Source organism: Agathobaculum sp. TL06 (genome assembly GCF_054658635.1).
The window spans coordinates 106404-120792 of record NZ_BAAGGY010000003.1 but is presented as its reverse complement, the minus strand read 5'-3'; the positions used below and the strand labels follow the sequence as shown (position 1 = coordinate 120792).

General features: G+C 61.0%; 18 protein-coding genes and 1 other annotated feature. Of the genes, 14 read left to right on the top strand and 4 right to left on the bottom strand.

What is annotated here, in order from left to right; genetic code table 11:
* Positions 1 to 4 precede the first annotated feature (4 nt).
* From ACYQ3S_RS02795 to ACYQ3S_RS02735, 13 genes are all read left to right on the top strand, one after another.
* Positions 5 to 349 carry a DUF6054 family protein gene (locus tag ACYQ3S_RS02795; RefSeq protein ID WP_459687223.1) on the top strand — a complete coding sequence of 115 codons (345 nt, stop codon included), beginning with the start codon at positions 5 to 7 and terminating at the stop codon, positions 347 to 349.
* A 13-nt stretch (positions 350 to 362) separates the two neighbouring features.
* Positions 363 to 1313 carry a DUF3658 domain-containing protein gene (locus ACYQ3S_RS02790; RefSeq protein WP_459687222.1) on the top strand — a complete coding sequence of 317 codons (951 nt, stop codon included), beginning with the start codon at positions 363 to 365 and terminating at the stop codon, positions 1311 to 1313.
* 62 nt (positions 1314 to 1375) lie between these two features.
* Positions 1376 to 3010: an ATP phosphoribosyltransferase regulatory subunit gene (gene hisZ, locus ACYQ3S_RS02785; RefSeq protein ID WP_459687221.1), complete on the top strand. Its 1635-nt coding sequence runs from the start codon at positions 1376 to 1378 to the stop codon at positions 3008 to 3010.
* 1 nt (position 3011) lies between these two features.
* Positions 3012 to 4313, top strand: coding sequence for a histidinol dehydrogenase (gene hisD / locus ACYQ3S_RS02780; RefSeq protein WP_459687220.1), 1302 nt, complete (start codon positions 3012 to 3014; stop codon positions 4311 to 4313).
* A complete protein-coding gene (gene hisB, locus ACYQ3S_RS02775) occupies positions 4300 to 4875 on the top strand; it encodes an imidazoleglycerol-phosphate dehydratase HisB (RefSeq protein ID WP_459687219.1) in 576 nt (191 codons plus the stop codon). Before hisD ends, hisB begins: the two co-directional genes overlap by 14 nt.
* Entirely contained in the window at positions 4876 to 5097 is a 222-nt protein-coding gene (locus ACYQ3S_RS02770) for a hypothetical protein (RefSeq protein WP_459687218.1), read from the top strand. It begins immediately after the preceding gene.
* A complete protein-coding gene (gene hisH, locus ACYQ3S_RS02765; RefSeq protein ID WP_459687217.1) occupies positions 5094 to 5711 on the top strand; it encodes an imidazole glycerol phosphate synthase subunit HisH in 618 nt (205 codons plus the stop codon). The genes ACYQ3S_RS02770 and hisH overlap by 4 nt, the downstream gene beginning before the upstream one ends.
* Positions 5708 to 6421: a 1-(5-phosphoribosyl)-5-[(5-phosphoribosylamino)methylideneamino]imidazole-4-carboxamide isomerase gene (hisA, locus tag ACYQ3S_RS02760; protein WP_459687216.1), complete on the top strand. Its 714-nt coding sequence runs from the start codon at positions 5708 to 5710 to the stop codon at positions 6419 to 6421. The genes hisH and hisA overlap by 4 nt, the downstream gene beginning before the upstream one ends.
* Positions 6421 to 7185: an imidazole glycerol phosphate synthase subunit HisF gene (gene hisF / locus ACYQ3S_RS02755; RefSeq protein ID WP_459687215.1), complete on the top strand. Its 765-nt coding sequence runs from the start codon at positions 6421 to 6423 to the stop codon at positions 7183 to 7185. The genes hisA and hisF overlap by 1 nt, the downstream gene beginning before the upstream one ends.
* 3 nt (positions 7186 to 7188) lie before the next feature.
* Positions 7189 to 7521, top strand: a complete 333-nt coding sequence (gene hisI / locus ACYQ3S_RS02750; RefSeq protein WP_459687214.1) for a phosphoribosyl-AMP cyclohydrolase — start codon at positions 7189 to 7191, stop codon at positions 7519 to 7521.
* A 93-nt stretch (positions 7522 to 7614) separates the two neighbouring features.
* Positions 7615 to 7938, top strand: a complete 324-nt coding sequence (hisE, locus tag ACYQ3S_RS02745) for a phosphoribosyl-ATP diphosphatase (RefSeq protein ID WP_459687213.1) — start codon at positions 7615 to 7617, stop codon at positions 7936 to 7938.
* A 220-nt stretch (positions 7939 to 8158) separates the two neighbouring features.
* Positions 8159 to 9094, top strand: coding sequence for a C39 family peptidase (locus tag ACYQ3S_RS02740; protein WP_459687212.1), 936 nt, complete (start codon positions 8159 to 8161; stop codon positions 9092 to 9094).
* 51 nt (positions 9095 to 9145) lie between these two features.
* Positions 9146 to 9622, top strand: a complete 477-nt coding sequence (locus ACYQ3S_RS02735) for a pyridoxamine 5'-phosphate oxidase family protein (RefSeq protein ID WP_459687211.1) — start codon at positions 9146 to 9148, stop codon at positions 9620 to 9622.
* Between the two features lie 64 nt (positions 9623 to 9686).
* Here the strand turns inward: ACYQ3S_RS02735 and ACYQ3S_RS02730 are convergent, their stop codons facing one another.
* From ACYQ3S_RS02730 to ACYQ3S_RS02715, 4 genes are all read right to left on the bottom strand, one after another.
* Positions 9687 to 10289: an NAD(P)H-dependent oxidoreductase gene (locus ACYQ3S_RS02730; protein WP_459687210.1), complete on the bottom strand. Its 603-nt coding sequence runs from the start codon at positions 10287 to 10289 to the stop codon at positions 9687 to 9689.
* A 193-nt stretch (positions 10290 to 10482) separates the two neighbouring features.
* Positions 10483 to 11115: a flavin reductase gene (locus tag ACYQ3S_RS02725; protein WP_054326208.1), complete on the bottom strand. Its 633-nt coding sequence runs from the start codon at positions 11113 to 11115 to the stop codon at positions 10483 to 10485.
* A gap of 126 nt (positions 11116 to 11241) precedes the next feature.
* Positions 11242 to 11580 carry a DUF4363 family protein gene (locus tag ACYQ3S_RS02720; RefSeq protein ID WP_459687209.1) on the bottom strand — a complete coding sequence of 113 codons (339 nt, stop codon included), beginning with the start codon at positions 11578 to 11580 and terminating at the stop codon, positions 11242 to 11244.
* A gap of 1 nt (position 11581) precedes the next feature.
* Positions 11582 to 12256, bottom strand: coding sequence for a DUF421 domain-containing protein (locus tag ACYQ3S_RS02715; RefSeq protein ID WP_459687208.1), 675 nt, complete (start codon positions 12254 to 12256; stop codon positions 11582 to 11584).
* A gap of 152 nt (positions 12257 to 12408) precedes the next feature.
* Positions 12409 to 12656, top strand: a binding site (T-box leader).
* 56 nt (positions 12657 to 12712) lie between these two features.
* On the opposite strand from ACYQ3S_RS02715, the gene ilvB reads away from it, so the two are divergent.
* On the top strand, positions 12713 to 14377 hold the full coding sequence (ilvB, locus tag ACYQ3S_RS02710; protein ID WP_459687207.1) for a biosynthetic-type acetolactate synthase large subunit: 1665 nt from the start codon (positions 12713 to 12715) through the stop codon (positions 14375 to 14377).
* Positions 14378 to 14389: the final 12 nt, after the last annotated feature.

Genomic DNA, 14389 nt, shown 5'->3' with positions numbered 1-14389 from the left:
AGATATGGCCAAATACGAAAAACAGTTAACCGGAGACTTTGACGACGTGTTGAGCCGCCTGTTTGACGCAGTAATGAACGGCAGCATGTCCGCTTCCTATGAGGATGGGAGTGACTGGGAAGCGAACGGCGTGCGCTGCGCGGTGCGCGTGTTCGAGCGTTACAGTTGGGCGGGCGGCAACCGCGTAAGCATGAACCTGACGCTTGCGGGTTATGGGAACAGACTGTTCCTGTCGGCCATTACCTCGGGCGGCAGCCAGGCGATGTTTTGGAAAGTCAACACCATGGGGGAGGAAAGCTTTCTGGAAACGCTGGTGCCGGTCGCGGAAGAGTACGCGGCAGGGCGGTAAGGAGGGCGCGCGGATGTACTGGATATGCTTTGGGGACAGCGCCAAGGGCTGTCTGTCTGTTGCACGACACCGCATTGCGCCGGACATGCCGAAAGAAAAAATCATTGCACTGCTGGATGATTATACGCAGGGTGATATCCGCGATGCCGGCAACCGTGCCGCGCGGGAGGATATCCTTTTCCCCTGGCGGGAGGAGGAAAGCGCGGACCATGCATGGATGCAGGATTACCTTGACCGGCATTGGGAGGCGTTCGGCCGTCTGGACGAAGTGGACGAGGCTGTGGTCTGGGCCGCCGGAGGGAATGCTGTGGAGCAGTGCGGCCTGCGGTATGTGGTCAGCCGGCTGTATGAGCGGCGCGTGCCGGTTTGGCTGGCCGAAGTGGATGAGATTCCGCTGGGTGAGATCGAGGAGGAGGACGAGTGGGTCGGCGGCGCGGTTTCAGTCGTCACAAGCAGCCGCGTACTGAATTTCTTCCTGCGGTTTGCGCCGCAGCCGCTGGTGCGGCGGTATGCGGCGCGCGTCTCGCGCCGCGGCGGGAGCGAGCGGGCAAAGGATGGACGGGTGCGCTACAGCCTGGTCGGGGAGATGGAGCAGGGTGCGGCGCGGTATTTTTACAGGCGCCGCCGATTGCTGACCGAAACCGAACAGGGGCTTTTGCTGACCGAATGGAAGCGCATGCAGGAGGAAAACGCCCCGCTGCGCGTGATGGAAGCCGGCAGGCCGCGGTCCGCAGCGATAGATTTTTACGACCAGGCGATCCTTGCCTGCGTGCCGGAAAAGGAAGGGACCGCCGCACAGACGGTTGGCGGCGCGCTGCTGAAAATCGATCAGGAGCTGGGCAACCGTGTCGGCGATATGCTGGTGTTTTCCCGTATCCGCGCGCTCGGCGCGGCGGGGCGGCTGGAGATCGTGCGCGATGCGCCGTCCTATCGGGATATGACCATCCGCAAAATCAGGTCTTGACAGGGATAGACGTTTCATGCTATCATTTTAACGCGATAAATCAATAAAGGAGCTTTTCGGCCATGAACCGTTTTCGTATTTCCACACCAGAGGGGACGCGCGACCTGCTGTTCTCCTCCTGCCGCGCCCTGCGGCAGACCGAGAACACCATACGCGCCGCCCTGGAAAACCGCGGCTACAGTGAGATCATCACACCGGCTGTCGAATATTTCGACGTATTTGCGCAGGCCAATCCGGAGCTGGATCAGGAGCAGATGCTCAAGGTGATCGACCGGTCGGGACGCATCTGCGTGGTGCGTCCGGACAATACGACGCCGATCGCCCGCATCGCGGCGACGCGCCTGGATAACGCGGCGCTGCCCGTGCGGCTGTATTACAGCCAGAAGGTGTTCCGCTCGGTCGTGGGCGGGCATGGCCACAAGGGAGAATTCCTGCAGGTCGGCGCGGAGTTAATCGGCGCGGACGGGCTGGAGGCGGATAAGGATATCCTTTCCGCGGCGTTCGGCGCGCTGACGGAAACCGGCGCGGCGGGCTTTCGCATCGAACTGGGGCATGCGGAGATCTATAAAGCCCTGATAGAGGAGCTGGGCGTGGACGCAGCGGCGGCGGAAAGCATCCGCCGCCTGATCGAAAACAAATCGTTCGCTGCACTGGGCGACGCGCTCTCGCCCTATGGCGACCGTCCGGCGGCGGGGGCGCTCCGCGCGATGCCGCAGCTGTTTGGCGGCATGGAAGTGCTCGATCGGGTCGAAGCACTGACCGGAAACGTGCGTGTGCTCGGCGCGGTTTCCTATCTGCGCCGGCTGTACCGCGCGCTGGACGAGGCCGGCTATGGGGACCGGATCATGATCGACCTGGGCCTGGTGCATGAGATGGATTACTATACGGGCGTGATGTTCCGCGGCTACATCGGCGGCGCGGGCGCGGCGATCCTTGCGGGCGGGCGGTATAACGCGCTGTGCGCCAAGTTCGGCAGGGATATGCCGGCGGGCGGCTTCGGTATCGATGTGGAAAGCGTCGCGGAAAGCCTGCAGGGCGCTGCGGGTACGGAAACCGGAACCCGACGCGATACGGTGCGCATCGCGCTGACCAAGGGGCGGCTGGAGAAGAAGACGCTCGCGCTGCTCAAAAGCGCGGGGTATGATATTTCCGAACTGGAAGCCGGCTCGCGCAAGCTGATCTTTACCCTGCCGGATACGGGCGTGGAGATCGTGCTGGCCAAGGCGGCGGACGTGATTACCTATGTCGAGCACGGCGTTTGCGATATGGGCGTGGTCGGCAAGGACACGATCATGGAAAAGGGCGGCAGCTTTTACGAAATGGTAGACCTTGGGTTCGGCAAATGCCGCTTCGCGCTGGCGACCAAAAAGGGGAAAGACGTGTACGGCGGCTACCGGACGCCGGTCATCGCGACCAAATATCCGGCGGTCACCAAGGCGTTTTTTAACCGCAAGAATATGGACGTGGAAACCATCAAGATCGAAGGCTCGGTTGAGCTTGCGCCGCTTTTGGAGCTGGCGGACGCGATTGTGGATATCGTGGAGACCGGTACGACGCTCAAGGAAAACGGGCTTGAGGTGATCGAGGACGTCGCGCCGATCTCGGCGCGCGTAATCGTCAATCTGGCGAGCGCCAAGCTGAAAAAGGCCGCGATCCAAAAGGTGATTGCCGAGCTGGAAAGCGGGTTGGAGGGATAATATGTTTTTGAAGACCGTTCTTGCGGACGGGCAGGCCGAGCAGGCTGTCATCCGCGAGATGAAGGCCCGCGCTGCCGGCGCGCGCGGGGATATTGAGCAGACCGTGCGCGCGATTATGGACGACGTGCAGGCGCGCGGCTGGGATGCGGTGTGCGAATATGCGGAGAAGTTCGATGGCAAGACGCCCTATATCGTCTCGCCCTCCGAGCTGGAAGCGGCGTATGCCGCGTGCGCGCCCAGACTGACCGCGGCGCTCGAAAAGGCGGCCGCGAATATTCGAGATTACCATGAGCAGATGCTCGTAAAATCCTGGGAATGGGAACGCGGCAGCGGGGAAACGCTTGGACAGACCGTGCGCGGGCTGGCGCGCGTGGGCATCTATGTGCCGGGCGGCACGGCGGCGTATCCGTCCAGCGTATTGATGAACGCCATACCGGCTCGGGTCGCGGGGGTAGGGGAGATCATCATGGTCACCCCGCCGACCGAAAACATGTCGGTCGAGGTGCTGGCCGCGGCGAAGATTGCGGGCGTGGATAAGGTGATCGCCGTGGGCGGCGTGCAGGCGGTGGCCGCGCTGACCTATGGCGCGGGCATGATTCCCCAGGTGGATAAGATCGTCGGCCCGGGCAACGCCTATGTCGCGGCGGCGAAAAAGCTGGCTTTCGGCACGGTGGATATCGATATGATCGCAGGGCCGAGCGAGGTGCTGGTCATTGCCGACCACACAGCCAACCCGACCTGGGTCGCGGCCGACCTGCTGAGCCAGGCCGAACACGACCGGCTGGCCTCCGCCGTGCTGCTGACCGATTCCATGGCGCAGGCGCAGGCGGTTTCATGCGAGATGGAGCGCATGGCGCGCGCGCTGCCGCGCTGGGAGATCATCCGCGAGAGCGTGGCGGGTTATGGCTGCGCGATCGTGTTCGAGGACCTGAAGGACGCCTGCAAAATGGCGGATATGGTCGCGCCCGAGCATTTGGAGGTCGTGACCGCCGCGCCGCGTGAGCTGCTGCCGTATCTGCATAACGCGGGCGCGATCTTCCTCGGCCGGTATGCGCCCGAGCCGCTGGGCGACTATATGGCAGGACCCTGCCACGTCCTGCCGACCTCGGGTACGGCGCGGTTCTTCTCGCCGCTTTCGACGGACACGTTCCTGAAGAAAACCAGCATCATCGAATACACGCGCGACGCGCTGGAGGGCTACGCGCAGGATATCATCGCGCTCGCGCAGAGCGAGCACCTGGACGCGCACGCGAACTCGGTCGCGGTGCGCTTTGCGGAGGAAGCACAAGATGAGAAACGCTGAAATCAAACGCAAAACCAAAGAAACCGATATCACGCTCGCCCTCGACCTGGAGGGCGGCGCACGGCAAATCGACACCGGCATCGGCTTTTTCGACCACATGCTGAACAGCTTTGCCGTACACAGCGGCTTCGGGCTGACGCTTACCTGCAGGGGCGACCTTGCGGTGGACGGCCACCACACGGTGGAGGACTGCGGCATCGCGCTCGGACAGGCGCTCCGCCAGTGCCTGGGCGACAAGGCGGGCATTGCGCGGTTCGGCCAGGCGTTCGTACCCATGGACGAGGCGCTCGGCTTCTGCGCGCTGGATATTTCGGGGCGGCCGTATCTGGTGTTCGACGCGCCCATGCCCCAGCCCATGTGCGGCGGGTACGATACCTGCCTGACGGTCGAGTTCATGCGCGCGCTCAGCGTGAACGCGGGGCTGACCCTGCACCTTAAATGCGAATACGGCGACAACGCGCACCACATCACCGAGGCGCTGTTCAAGGCGCTCGCGCGGGCGCTCAAGCAGGCGGTGGCGCAGACAGGCGGAGGCGTGCTTTCCGCGAAGGGAGTGCTGTAAGTGAAGCATATTTTGCTGGGTATTGGCGCTGCCATCGCAGCCCTTTGGTTGATTGCGATTGTATCAGACATCAATCCTTTCATCCATCAACAGCAAGGGGTTCGGTTCTGCATGAATGGGATTTGTGTGCTTTGCGGGCTGGTCGTAGGCTTTGGCTGGAAGATACTCGATGCGGTCAAAGCCCTGAAAAACACCTTAATGGATAAAGAGGACGGTCAATGAGCTATATTGCGATCGTAGATTACGGCGCGGGAAATCTGATGAGCGTACATAATTCGCTTGATTTCCTGGGTTATGAAAATAAAATAGCGGACACCGCGGAGGATCTTGAGCGGGCGGCGGGCGTGATCCTGCCCGGCGTGGGCGCGTTTCCGGACGCGATGGACGCGCTGCATGCCTCCGGACTGACCGGCGCGGTGCTGGAAGCGGCGCGGGAAAAGCCCTTCCTCGGCATCTGCCTCGGTATGCAGATGCTGTTCGAGGGCTCGGATGAGGTGCGCCCGTGCGCGGGGCTGGGTCTGCTGCCGGGGCGTATCACGCGCATCCCGACCGCGCTCAAGCTGCCGCAGATCGGCTGGAACGCGCTCGATATCCTGCGCCCGAACGCAATGACCGCGGGGCTGGAAAACGGCGCGTATGTGTATTTTGTACACAGCTTCATGGCGCGGCCGGCGGCGGAGGACGACCTTGCCGCCGTGACAGACTACGGCGTGCGCGTACCCGCGATGGTGGCGCGCGGAAACTTGTTCGGCTGCCAGTTTCATCCGGAAAAAAGCGGAAAAGTGGGGCTGCGCATGCTGCAGAGCTTTGCAAAATTAACGGAGGTGGGAAAATGAGGGTTCTCCCTGCCATTGACCTGAAGGACGGGCAGTGCGTGCGCCTGCAGAAAGGTGATTACGGCACCGCGCACAAGGTCGCGGAGGACGCGGTGCAGACTGCGCGGGCTTTCCTCGACGCGGGCGCGGAGCTGATTCATATGGTTGACCTGGACGGTGCGAAGGACGGTTCGCACGCGAATTACAACGTCGTCCGGCGTGTGATCGAGGAGACGGGCGCAGCGGTCGAACTGGGCGGCGGCATCCGGACCATGCCGGATGTGGAAGCGGTGCTGGCACTGGGCGTGACGCGCGTAATCATCGGTTCGGCGGCGGTGCGCAGCCCGCAGCTCGTGGCCGATGCGGTGGAGCGGTATGGAGACCGCATCGCGGTCGGCATCGACGCGCGCGGCGGCACGGTCCGCACCGAGGGCTGGCTGGTCGACAGCGGCACGGATTATATTGCGTTTGCCAGACAGATGGACGGTTACGGTGTGAAAACCATTATATTCACGGATATCGACAAGGACGGCATGCTCGAGGGGCCTAACTTCGACCAGCTCGCCGCGCTGCGGCAGGCGGTAACGTGCGGCATTGTCGCGTCGGGCGGCGTGTCCACGTTAGAGGATATCCGGCGGCTCAGGGCGCTGGGCATCGATGAGGCGATTGCGGGCAAAGCGGTCTATTCCGGCGCGCTCAATCTGGCTGCGGCGATCAGGGAGGCGAAGTGATGCTGGCAAAACGGATCATTCCCTGCCTGGACGTCAAGGACGGGCGGGTGGTCAAGGGCGTGAACTTTGTCGGCCTGCGCGACGCGGGCGATCCGGTCGAGCTGGCGAAGTTCTATTCCGCCGAGGGTGCGGACGAGATCGTGTTCCTCGATATCACCGCGACGAGCGACGACCGCGCCACGATCGCGGACGTGGTGCGCCGCACCTGCCGCGAGGTGTTTGTGCCGGTCACGGTCGGCGGCGGCATCCGCACGGTGGAGGATTTCCGCGAGATCCTGCGCGCGGGCGCGGACAAGGTTTCGGTCAACTCGGCGGCGGTCAAAAACCCCAGGCTGGTGGACGCGGCTGCGGAGAAGTATGGAAGCCAGTGCGTTGTCGTGGCCATCGACGGGCGAAAGACCGGAAAGACCCCCTCGGGCTTTGAGGTGTATGTTGCGGGGGGACGCACACCGACCGGCATCGACGCGGTCGCGTGGGCGGGCGAGGTAGCCGCGCGCGGCGCGGGCGAGATCCTGCTCACCTCGATGGATCGGGACGGCACCAAGTCCGGCTTTGACCTGGAGCTGACAAAGGCGGTCGTGGAGACGGCCGGCATTCCGGTGATCGCGTCCGGCGGCTGCGGCGCGCTCGATCATTTCTCCGAGGTGTTCGAGCAGACGGACTGCGACGCCGCGCTGGCCGCAAGCCTGTTCCATTACAGAGAGCTGACCGTGGGGCAGGTCAAGGCGCATCTGCGCGAAAAGAACATTCCGGTGAGGTTGTAAATCATGGAGCTGAACAAATTTTTTGTCAAAGCGCCGCTGGTTCCGGTTATCTGCCAGGACGAGCGCAGCGGGGAGGTCCTCATGCTCGGCTATGCGAACGAAGAGGCCCTGCGCCTGACGATGGAGACTGGCACGGCGTGGTTTTTCTCGCGCTCGCGCCAGAAATTGTGGAACAAAGGCGAAACCTCGGGCAACTTTATTTTTGTGTCCAAAATACTGTCCGACTGTGATGACGATACGCTGATCTATGTCGGCACGCCCAAAGGGCCGGTCTGTCATACGGGCAACCGCACCTGCTTCTTTACGACGCTGTGGGAGAAGGAAGGGCAGCCGTAACGGAGGTTCCGAATTGTTGTGATAGCAGGCGCGGCCGCAGTGATGGGCGGCTTTATTATGGAAGCGGCAGAAAAGATAAGGAGGATGAACAGCATGAATTCCTTTGAGCAAATGGAGGCTGTGATCGCACAGCGCAGGGCTGAGCCGCAGGAGGGCTCGTATACCTGCTACCTGTTTGAAAAGGGTCTGGATAAGATTTTGAAAAAGGTTGGCGAGGAGTGCGCCGAAACCATTATCGCGGCAAAAAACGGCGATAAGGCCGAGCTGGTGGGCGAGATCAACGACGTGTTCTATCACATGATGGTGATGATGAACGAATGCGGCGTGACGCTCGCGGACGTGTGCGCGGAAATGGATGTGCGCGCACAGAAGATCGGCAACCTGAAGCAGTTCCACGTTTCCGACCATAATACCTGAGAACAAGACCCGTCCCTGTACCGTGTTGTTTGCAGGAGGGAAAAAAGCCCCCGTCCGCCGCAGATATTCTGCAACGGATCGGGGGCTTTCTGACTCTTATAGATAGAGGGCTTCAGAAAATCTTAAGAAATCCCCTGCCGGAATCTTAAGAAAGGCCCGCTATACTGTAAACACGATACGGCAGACGCGCGTAAAGCGCCCGTCGGGAAAGGGAACGGATATGACGACACGCTACATCAGCATACCTGGGGAGACGGTACGCCGGACGGCCGCGGCCGCGCCGGACAGGACCGCGCCCAAGCCCGTGAGCAGGACAGCCCCGCGCCGGCGCAAGCGGGTGAAAAAGCGCCGCCATCCCCTCCGCGCGCTGTTCCTGCTGGCGGTGCTGGCCGTGGTGGCGTGGGGCGGCCTGCGCCTGCTGGACGGCGTGCGCGTGGAGGCCGACTGGGCCGCGCGCGGTATCGCCGTGAAAGACGGGACGGCCGCGTCGATCGTCCAGCTCGCGCACAGGGACAGCCGCGCGCAGGCGATCGTGGATGCGCCGGAGGCCTATCCGCCGGAATACCTCGATCTGCTTGCCCGCAACAGCGAAACGCTGGAGTTTGTGCTGGGGTATCCGGCGCATCATGGGGACGCGCCGGTGCAGTCCCTCACAGAACCGCTGGACACCGTGCCGCTGCTGCTGCAATGGGACATGCGGTGGGGGTACCAGCCCTATGGGGAAAGCACGGTTGCGGTCAGCGGCTGTGCGCCGGCCTGCCTTTCCATGGCGGCGTCCTATCTGACCGGCGACCCCACGCTCACCCCTTACCGCGTGGCGCAGTTCGCCGCGGAACAGGGATACTATGTGCCGGGGCAGGGGACAAGCTGGTCGCTGCTGAGTGAGGGCGCGCCCTCGCTGGGCGTACAGTGCCGCCAGCTTGCGCTCGACCAGGCGCAGATCGACGCCGCGCTGGACGCGGGCCATCCGGTGATCTGCTCCATGCTGCCGGGGGATTTTACGACCGAGGGACATTTTATTGTGCTGTACGGCCGCGCGGATGGAGGATATACGGTCCGCGATCCGAACAGCGTGGAGCGGAGCGGAAAGGTATGGTCCTATGATACGCTGTCCGGACAGATCGCCGGTCTTTGGGAGTGCTCTGCCGCCGGATAGGGGTTGCCCAAAAGGGAAAAACATGGTATGCTTGTCCAGAGGTGAAGAAAAATGCGCAGAAAAGACAGAGAGATCACGGGGCGGGAGAATATAGAGCCGATCCTCCGTGCCTGCAAAACCTGCCGCGTGGCGATGACCGCGGAAGGGATGCCGTATGTGATCCCGCTCAATTTCGGCTATACCTGGGATGAAAGCGGCCTGACGCTGTATTTCCACAGCGGCCTGAAAGGGAAAAAGATCGACGCGCTGCGCAAAGACCCGCGCGTGTGCTTTGAGCTGGATACCGAGGATGGGCTGACCGGAGAGGGCGATCTGGCGTGCCGGTACAGCTTCGCGTTTTCGTCCATTGTGGGCTATGGCAGCGTGCAGTTCGCGCAGGATAATGCGGAAAAACGCCACGGTTTTGACATCATCATGCAGCACCAGACCGGACGCGGCGGCTGGACGTATACCGACGCGGCGCTGTCGGTGGCCGAGGTGTTCTGGGTGCGCGCGGATTCGTTTGAAGCATCGCGCAAAGTGCGGTAACAACATGAAAAAGAGGCTTTCCCTGTGGAAAGCCTCTTTTCTATTTATTCTATGCTGCGCTTGCTCAATCCCAGAAGTGCGCGGCGATCTGGTCGGCCTGCTTTTCGGCCTGCTGGAGCAGGGCTTCGACATCGTTTCCGATGATATCCAGCCCTTGCGCCGCGAGGGTGTCAAAGCGGCCGCCGCAAAGCAGCTTGCAGATGGATTCCAGATAGGCGCTGCCGTGGTCGGCGAGCGCGGGATCGCTGTTATCGACGATGCCGCCGCGCGTTGTCACATAGAGCAGCCGCCGCGGCCTGCAGTCCGCGACCGGCTGGCCGTATTGGTCATAATGGAAGGTCAGGCCGGTCACGCACAGGCGTTCCAGATAGGCGCGCACCATGGCGGGAAAGCTCAGGTCCCAGAAAGGGCAGGCCAGGACGACGGCATCTGCGTTTTTGAACTGGTTTGCAAGCGCAAAAAACGGGGCGTCGAAAGCGCCGGCGCGGGAAAGCGCATCCCGTTCAGCGATCTCTGCCGCGCCGTAGGGCGTCAGATGGAGGGCGGGCAGCAGAAGCACATCGATATCCGCATCCGGAATGCGGCTGACAACGCGCTGGGCAAGCCGCAGGGTGCGCGAATCCCTGCCACGGATACAACCATTGACAAACAACAGGTTTTTCTTCATATATAGTTACTCCTTTATCCGTTTTCCGCCGCGTACGCGGCAAGGAATGTGCAGCAAAGCATTGACCGCGGGCGGCGGGGAAGCCGCGCGCCGGTCCGTCCCCATCATAACACGGCGGCAAGATAAAGGCAAGAAAAAGCACCTCCCCCTTTTGCTCAAAGGGAGAGGTGCCGGAAAGCAAGGGGAAACGCCGTTATGCTTCGCTGCGCTTGACGAACTTGCTGCGCGGCGCGCGGCAGATCGGACAGATGAAATCATCCGGAATGTCCTCCGCCAGCCGGACATAGCCGCATACCGTGCATTTCCAGCCCGCGTCCGCGGATAATTCGTGATAGACCGGCGCAACGGGCGGAACATCCTCGCCACGCTTCTCAAACTCCTTGACGGTCAGGCAGTCGCCGTCGCCGAGCACCTCCGCGTCGAGCAGCTCGCAGATAAACAGCGTGTAGGAGCCGATCGCGACGGTTTCCGTCACCTTCAGGCTCAGGCGGGACACCATGCCATCCGTCAGATAGGGGCAGCCCTGGCTGTCGGTCTGAACGGCAAAAGAAGCAAACTTATCGATCGCGCGGCCGGATTTGTAGCCGAACTCGTTGACGAGCCGGTCCTCCGCCTGCTTGGCGAGCAGGGTGGCCGCGGCAACGCCGCTCTTCTTGAGCGCCGCACAGGTCGCGGAATCATTGTTCAGAGAAAATGTGAATTTGGGAGGACGGGACGAGGTGACCTGGTGCAGGGAGTTGATGATGCAGCCGAAATTTTTGCCGCCCTCTGCGGTGGACAGCAGCGCGAGGCTGTAGTCCAGCTTTTTATATGCAGCGTTGTTCATAAAACCGTTCCTTTCTTGTCAATACTCATTAATGAAAATAAATATCAATTACAAACTTATACTATCACAATTGACAGGAAAAAGCTATATTATTTTCCACAAAAAAGAAGGAATATTTTTGTGCTTTTAGAACAGGTTTTTCAGGTTCGGCTGTTCCAGATCGGGCAGGTGGCGGAGCTGAGCGAGCAGCTCGGTTCGGTCGAGCAGAAGGTCGTCCGTTATCTGCTCCTTCTGGGCAGCGCGCACACGGGCAAACAGGCGGTTAACCTCGTCCAGCTCTTCGTGCAGGAGCAGGGAGCCGAGTAAGGTCTGCGCGGCCGACCATTTTTCGTAGGCCTGTTCCAGCCGGCCGCTTTCCATATCCTGAACAATGGCGTCCACCGTGGCTTCGACCGTCCGACTGCTCCACAAGCTGCCCCAGCCCAACAGGGCCAAAAGGGAGAGGGCAAGAAAAAGCCGCTGCATATCAAGCTTCCCCCTTTCGTTGAATAAAGGAATTGCCGCAGTCGTCCAGCGTCATCAGGAAGACCTCGGATAAGGCGATGCTTTGGTTTTTCAGCCGGTTTTCGATATCCCGTGCGTCAAGGCGGAGAAGCTGGAGCGAGCGGGCGACCAGCTTGCCGTCCGACACCACAACGAGCGGCAGGCCGGTGTCCTTGGGGGTCAGGCCGAGCATTTCCGCCGTGACCGGCTGCTGCGGCTGCTTGAGGATGACGGTCAGCGTGCCGTCCGGCTCGATCACGCCGTATTTGACGTCCGAGACCGATGCTACATTCTGCTTACGCAGGGTTTCGATGATTTCGTCCGTGGTCAGCCGCATCTGGCGCAGCTTTTTGACATCGAGCAGCCCGCCGCGGATGATGATTGCCGGCTGCCCGTTGAGCAGGCGCCGGAAAAGGCGGCTTTTCAGCGCGACATAGCTCACCAGAATCTCAAGCGCGACCAGCGTGGCGATCGGGACCAGTCCGGAAAACATGGGAATGCCGAGGTCCTGCATGGGAACCGCCGCCAGGTCGGAAACAAGAATGGTGACCACCAGCTCGGAGGGGTCGAGTTCGCCGATCTGCCGTTTGCCCATGGCGCGCACGGCAATCACAACGGCAAAATAAAGGATCAGGGTACGCAACAGTGGCACAGCCATAACGCAGCCTCTTTTCTTGATGGATTCCGGTGTAGTATGGCCGCAAAAACGGGAGAATATTCCTGTGACAAGAATTTAACACAGTAAAATGCGAAAAGGTGTTGACATTTCCCGAAAGCGGTCTTATAATATGAATTACATTTTGAATATTGCAATAGGCGATGACCGGAAAAGTAGCGCCTGGAATCCAGCGAGAGAGCCGTCGGTTGGTGCGAGACGGTGGAGGAAAGGAAGCGCGAAAGTCCTCCGCGAGCAGAGCGCCTGAAAAGGGATGAAATAAGGCCCCGTGTAAGGTGTTCCGCATGATCCGCGTTAAAGGATCGGGTTGAGTGGTCGCGTTCGGCATTTTGGCGCGCGGCAAAAAGAGTGGTACCGCAGAGTGATAGTCTTTGTCTCTTTGAAGAGGCAGAGGCTTTTTTTATTTTTGCTTTAAGACAGGAAAGGAGGCGGATCCGCATGGTAAAGAACGGTTCGGAGATTTTGGTGGAGGTGCTCGTCGAGCAGGGAGTCGATACGATATTCGGCTATCCGGGCGGCGCGGTCCTCAATATCTATGATGCGCTTTACAAAAACAGCGACCGCATTCGACATATTTTAACGGCGCATGAGCAGGGCGCCGCACACGCGGCGGACGGCTACGCCCGCGCGACCGGCAGGGTAGGCGTATGCCTGGCGACAAGCGGCCCGGGCGCGACCAATCTGGTGACCGGCATCGCCACGGCTTACATGGATTCCATCCCGATGGTCGCCATCACCGGCAACGTCGGCACCAGCCTGATCGGACGCGATTCGTTCCAGGAGGTATACATCGCCGGCATCACCATGCCGATCACCAAGCACAATTTTGTGGTGCGCCATGTGGAGGAGCTGGCGGACACGATCCGCAGCGCGTTCCGCATCGCGGCGTCCGGCCGGCCGGGACCGGTGCTGATCGACATTCCCAAGGATGTGACCAGCGCCACCTGCGACTATGTTTCGGGCGAAAAGGTAGAGGTGCATGAAACCTATGAGGTGACCGAAGAGCAGTTCCAGACGGTTGCCGACATGATCGCGCAGGCCGAACGGCCGATGATCTATTACGGCGGCGGCGTGGAGACCGCAAACGCGGGGGCGGCCCTGCTGGAGCTGATGAAAAAAGCGGATATCCCGTCCGCTCACACCATCATGGCGATCGGCTGTATTCCGGATACCGAGCCGCTCAGCCTGGGGCTGGTCGGCATGCACGGCACGGTTTCGGCCGCGTGGGCGGTCGAGCGGTGCGACCTGCTGCTGTGCATCGGCGCGCGCTTTTCCGACCGCGTGGCGACCAATCCGTCGCGCTTTGCACCGAAGGCAAAGGTCGTGCATATCGATATCGACGCTGCCGAGATCAACAAAAACATCGGCGTGGATTACGCTGTGGTCAGCGACGCGGAGAATTTCCTCGAAAAGCTGCTGCCCTATGTGCAGAAAGCCGACCACGGCGCATGGCGCGCGCAGATTGCCGAATGGCAGAGGACGCTCGATTATGTACCGCAGGACGACGACAGTGTCATCCACCCACACCAGTTGCTGCGGACGATTTACGAGATGGCGGGGGACGATGTGATCGTCGCCACCGATGTCGGCCAGCACCAGCTTTGGTCCGCACAGTATAACTGCTGCAAAAAAATCCGGCATTTTCTCACGTCAGGCGGGCTTGGCACGATGGGCTTCGGCTACGGCGCTGCGATGGGGGCGCAGGTTGCGTTTCCAGATAAGCCGGTTATCCATATCACCGGCGACGGTTCGTTCCATATGAACCTGAACGAGCTGTGTACATCGGTTACCTATAACCTGCCGGTCATCACGGTTATCATGAATAATAATGTGCTGGGCAATGTCCGCCAGTGGCAGACCATGTTTTATGAAAAGCGTTATTCCCAGACCAACCTGTACCGCAAGACGGATTACATCAAGTTGGCGGAAGCGTTTGGTGGCCGCGGTTTCCGCGCCACCAACATCGCCGAGCTGCGCGCGGCGCTGGGCGACGCGCTGCAGCGCACCGGTCCGGTGCTGATCGACTGCCAGATCGACAAGGACGAACGCGTCCTGCCCATGATACCGGCGGGCGGCACGGTCGACGATATCGTGGCGGACTGAGAAAAGGAGAGG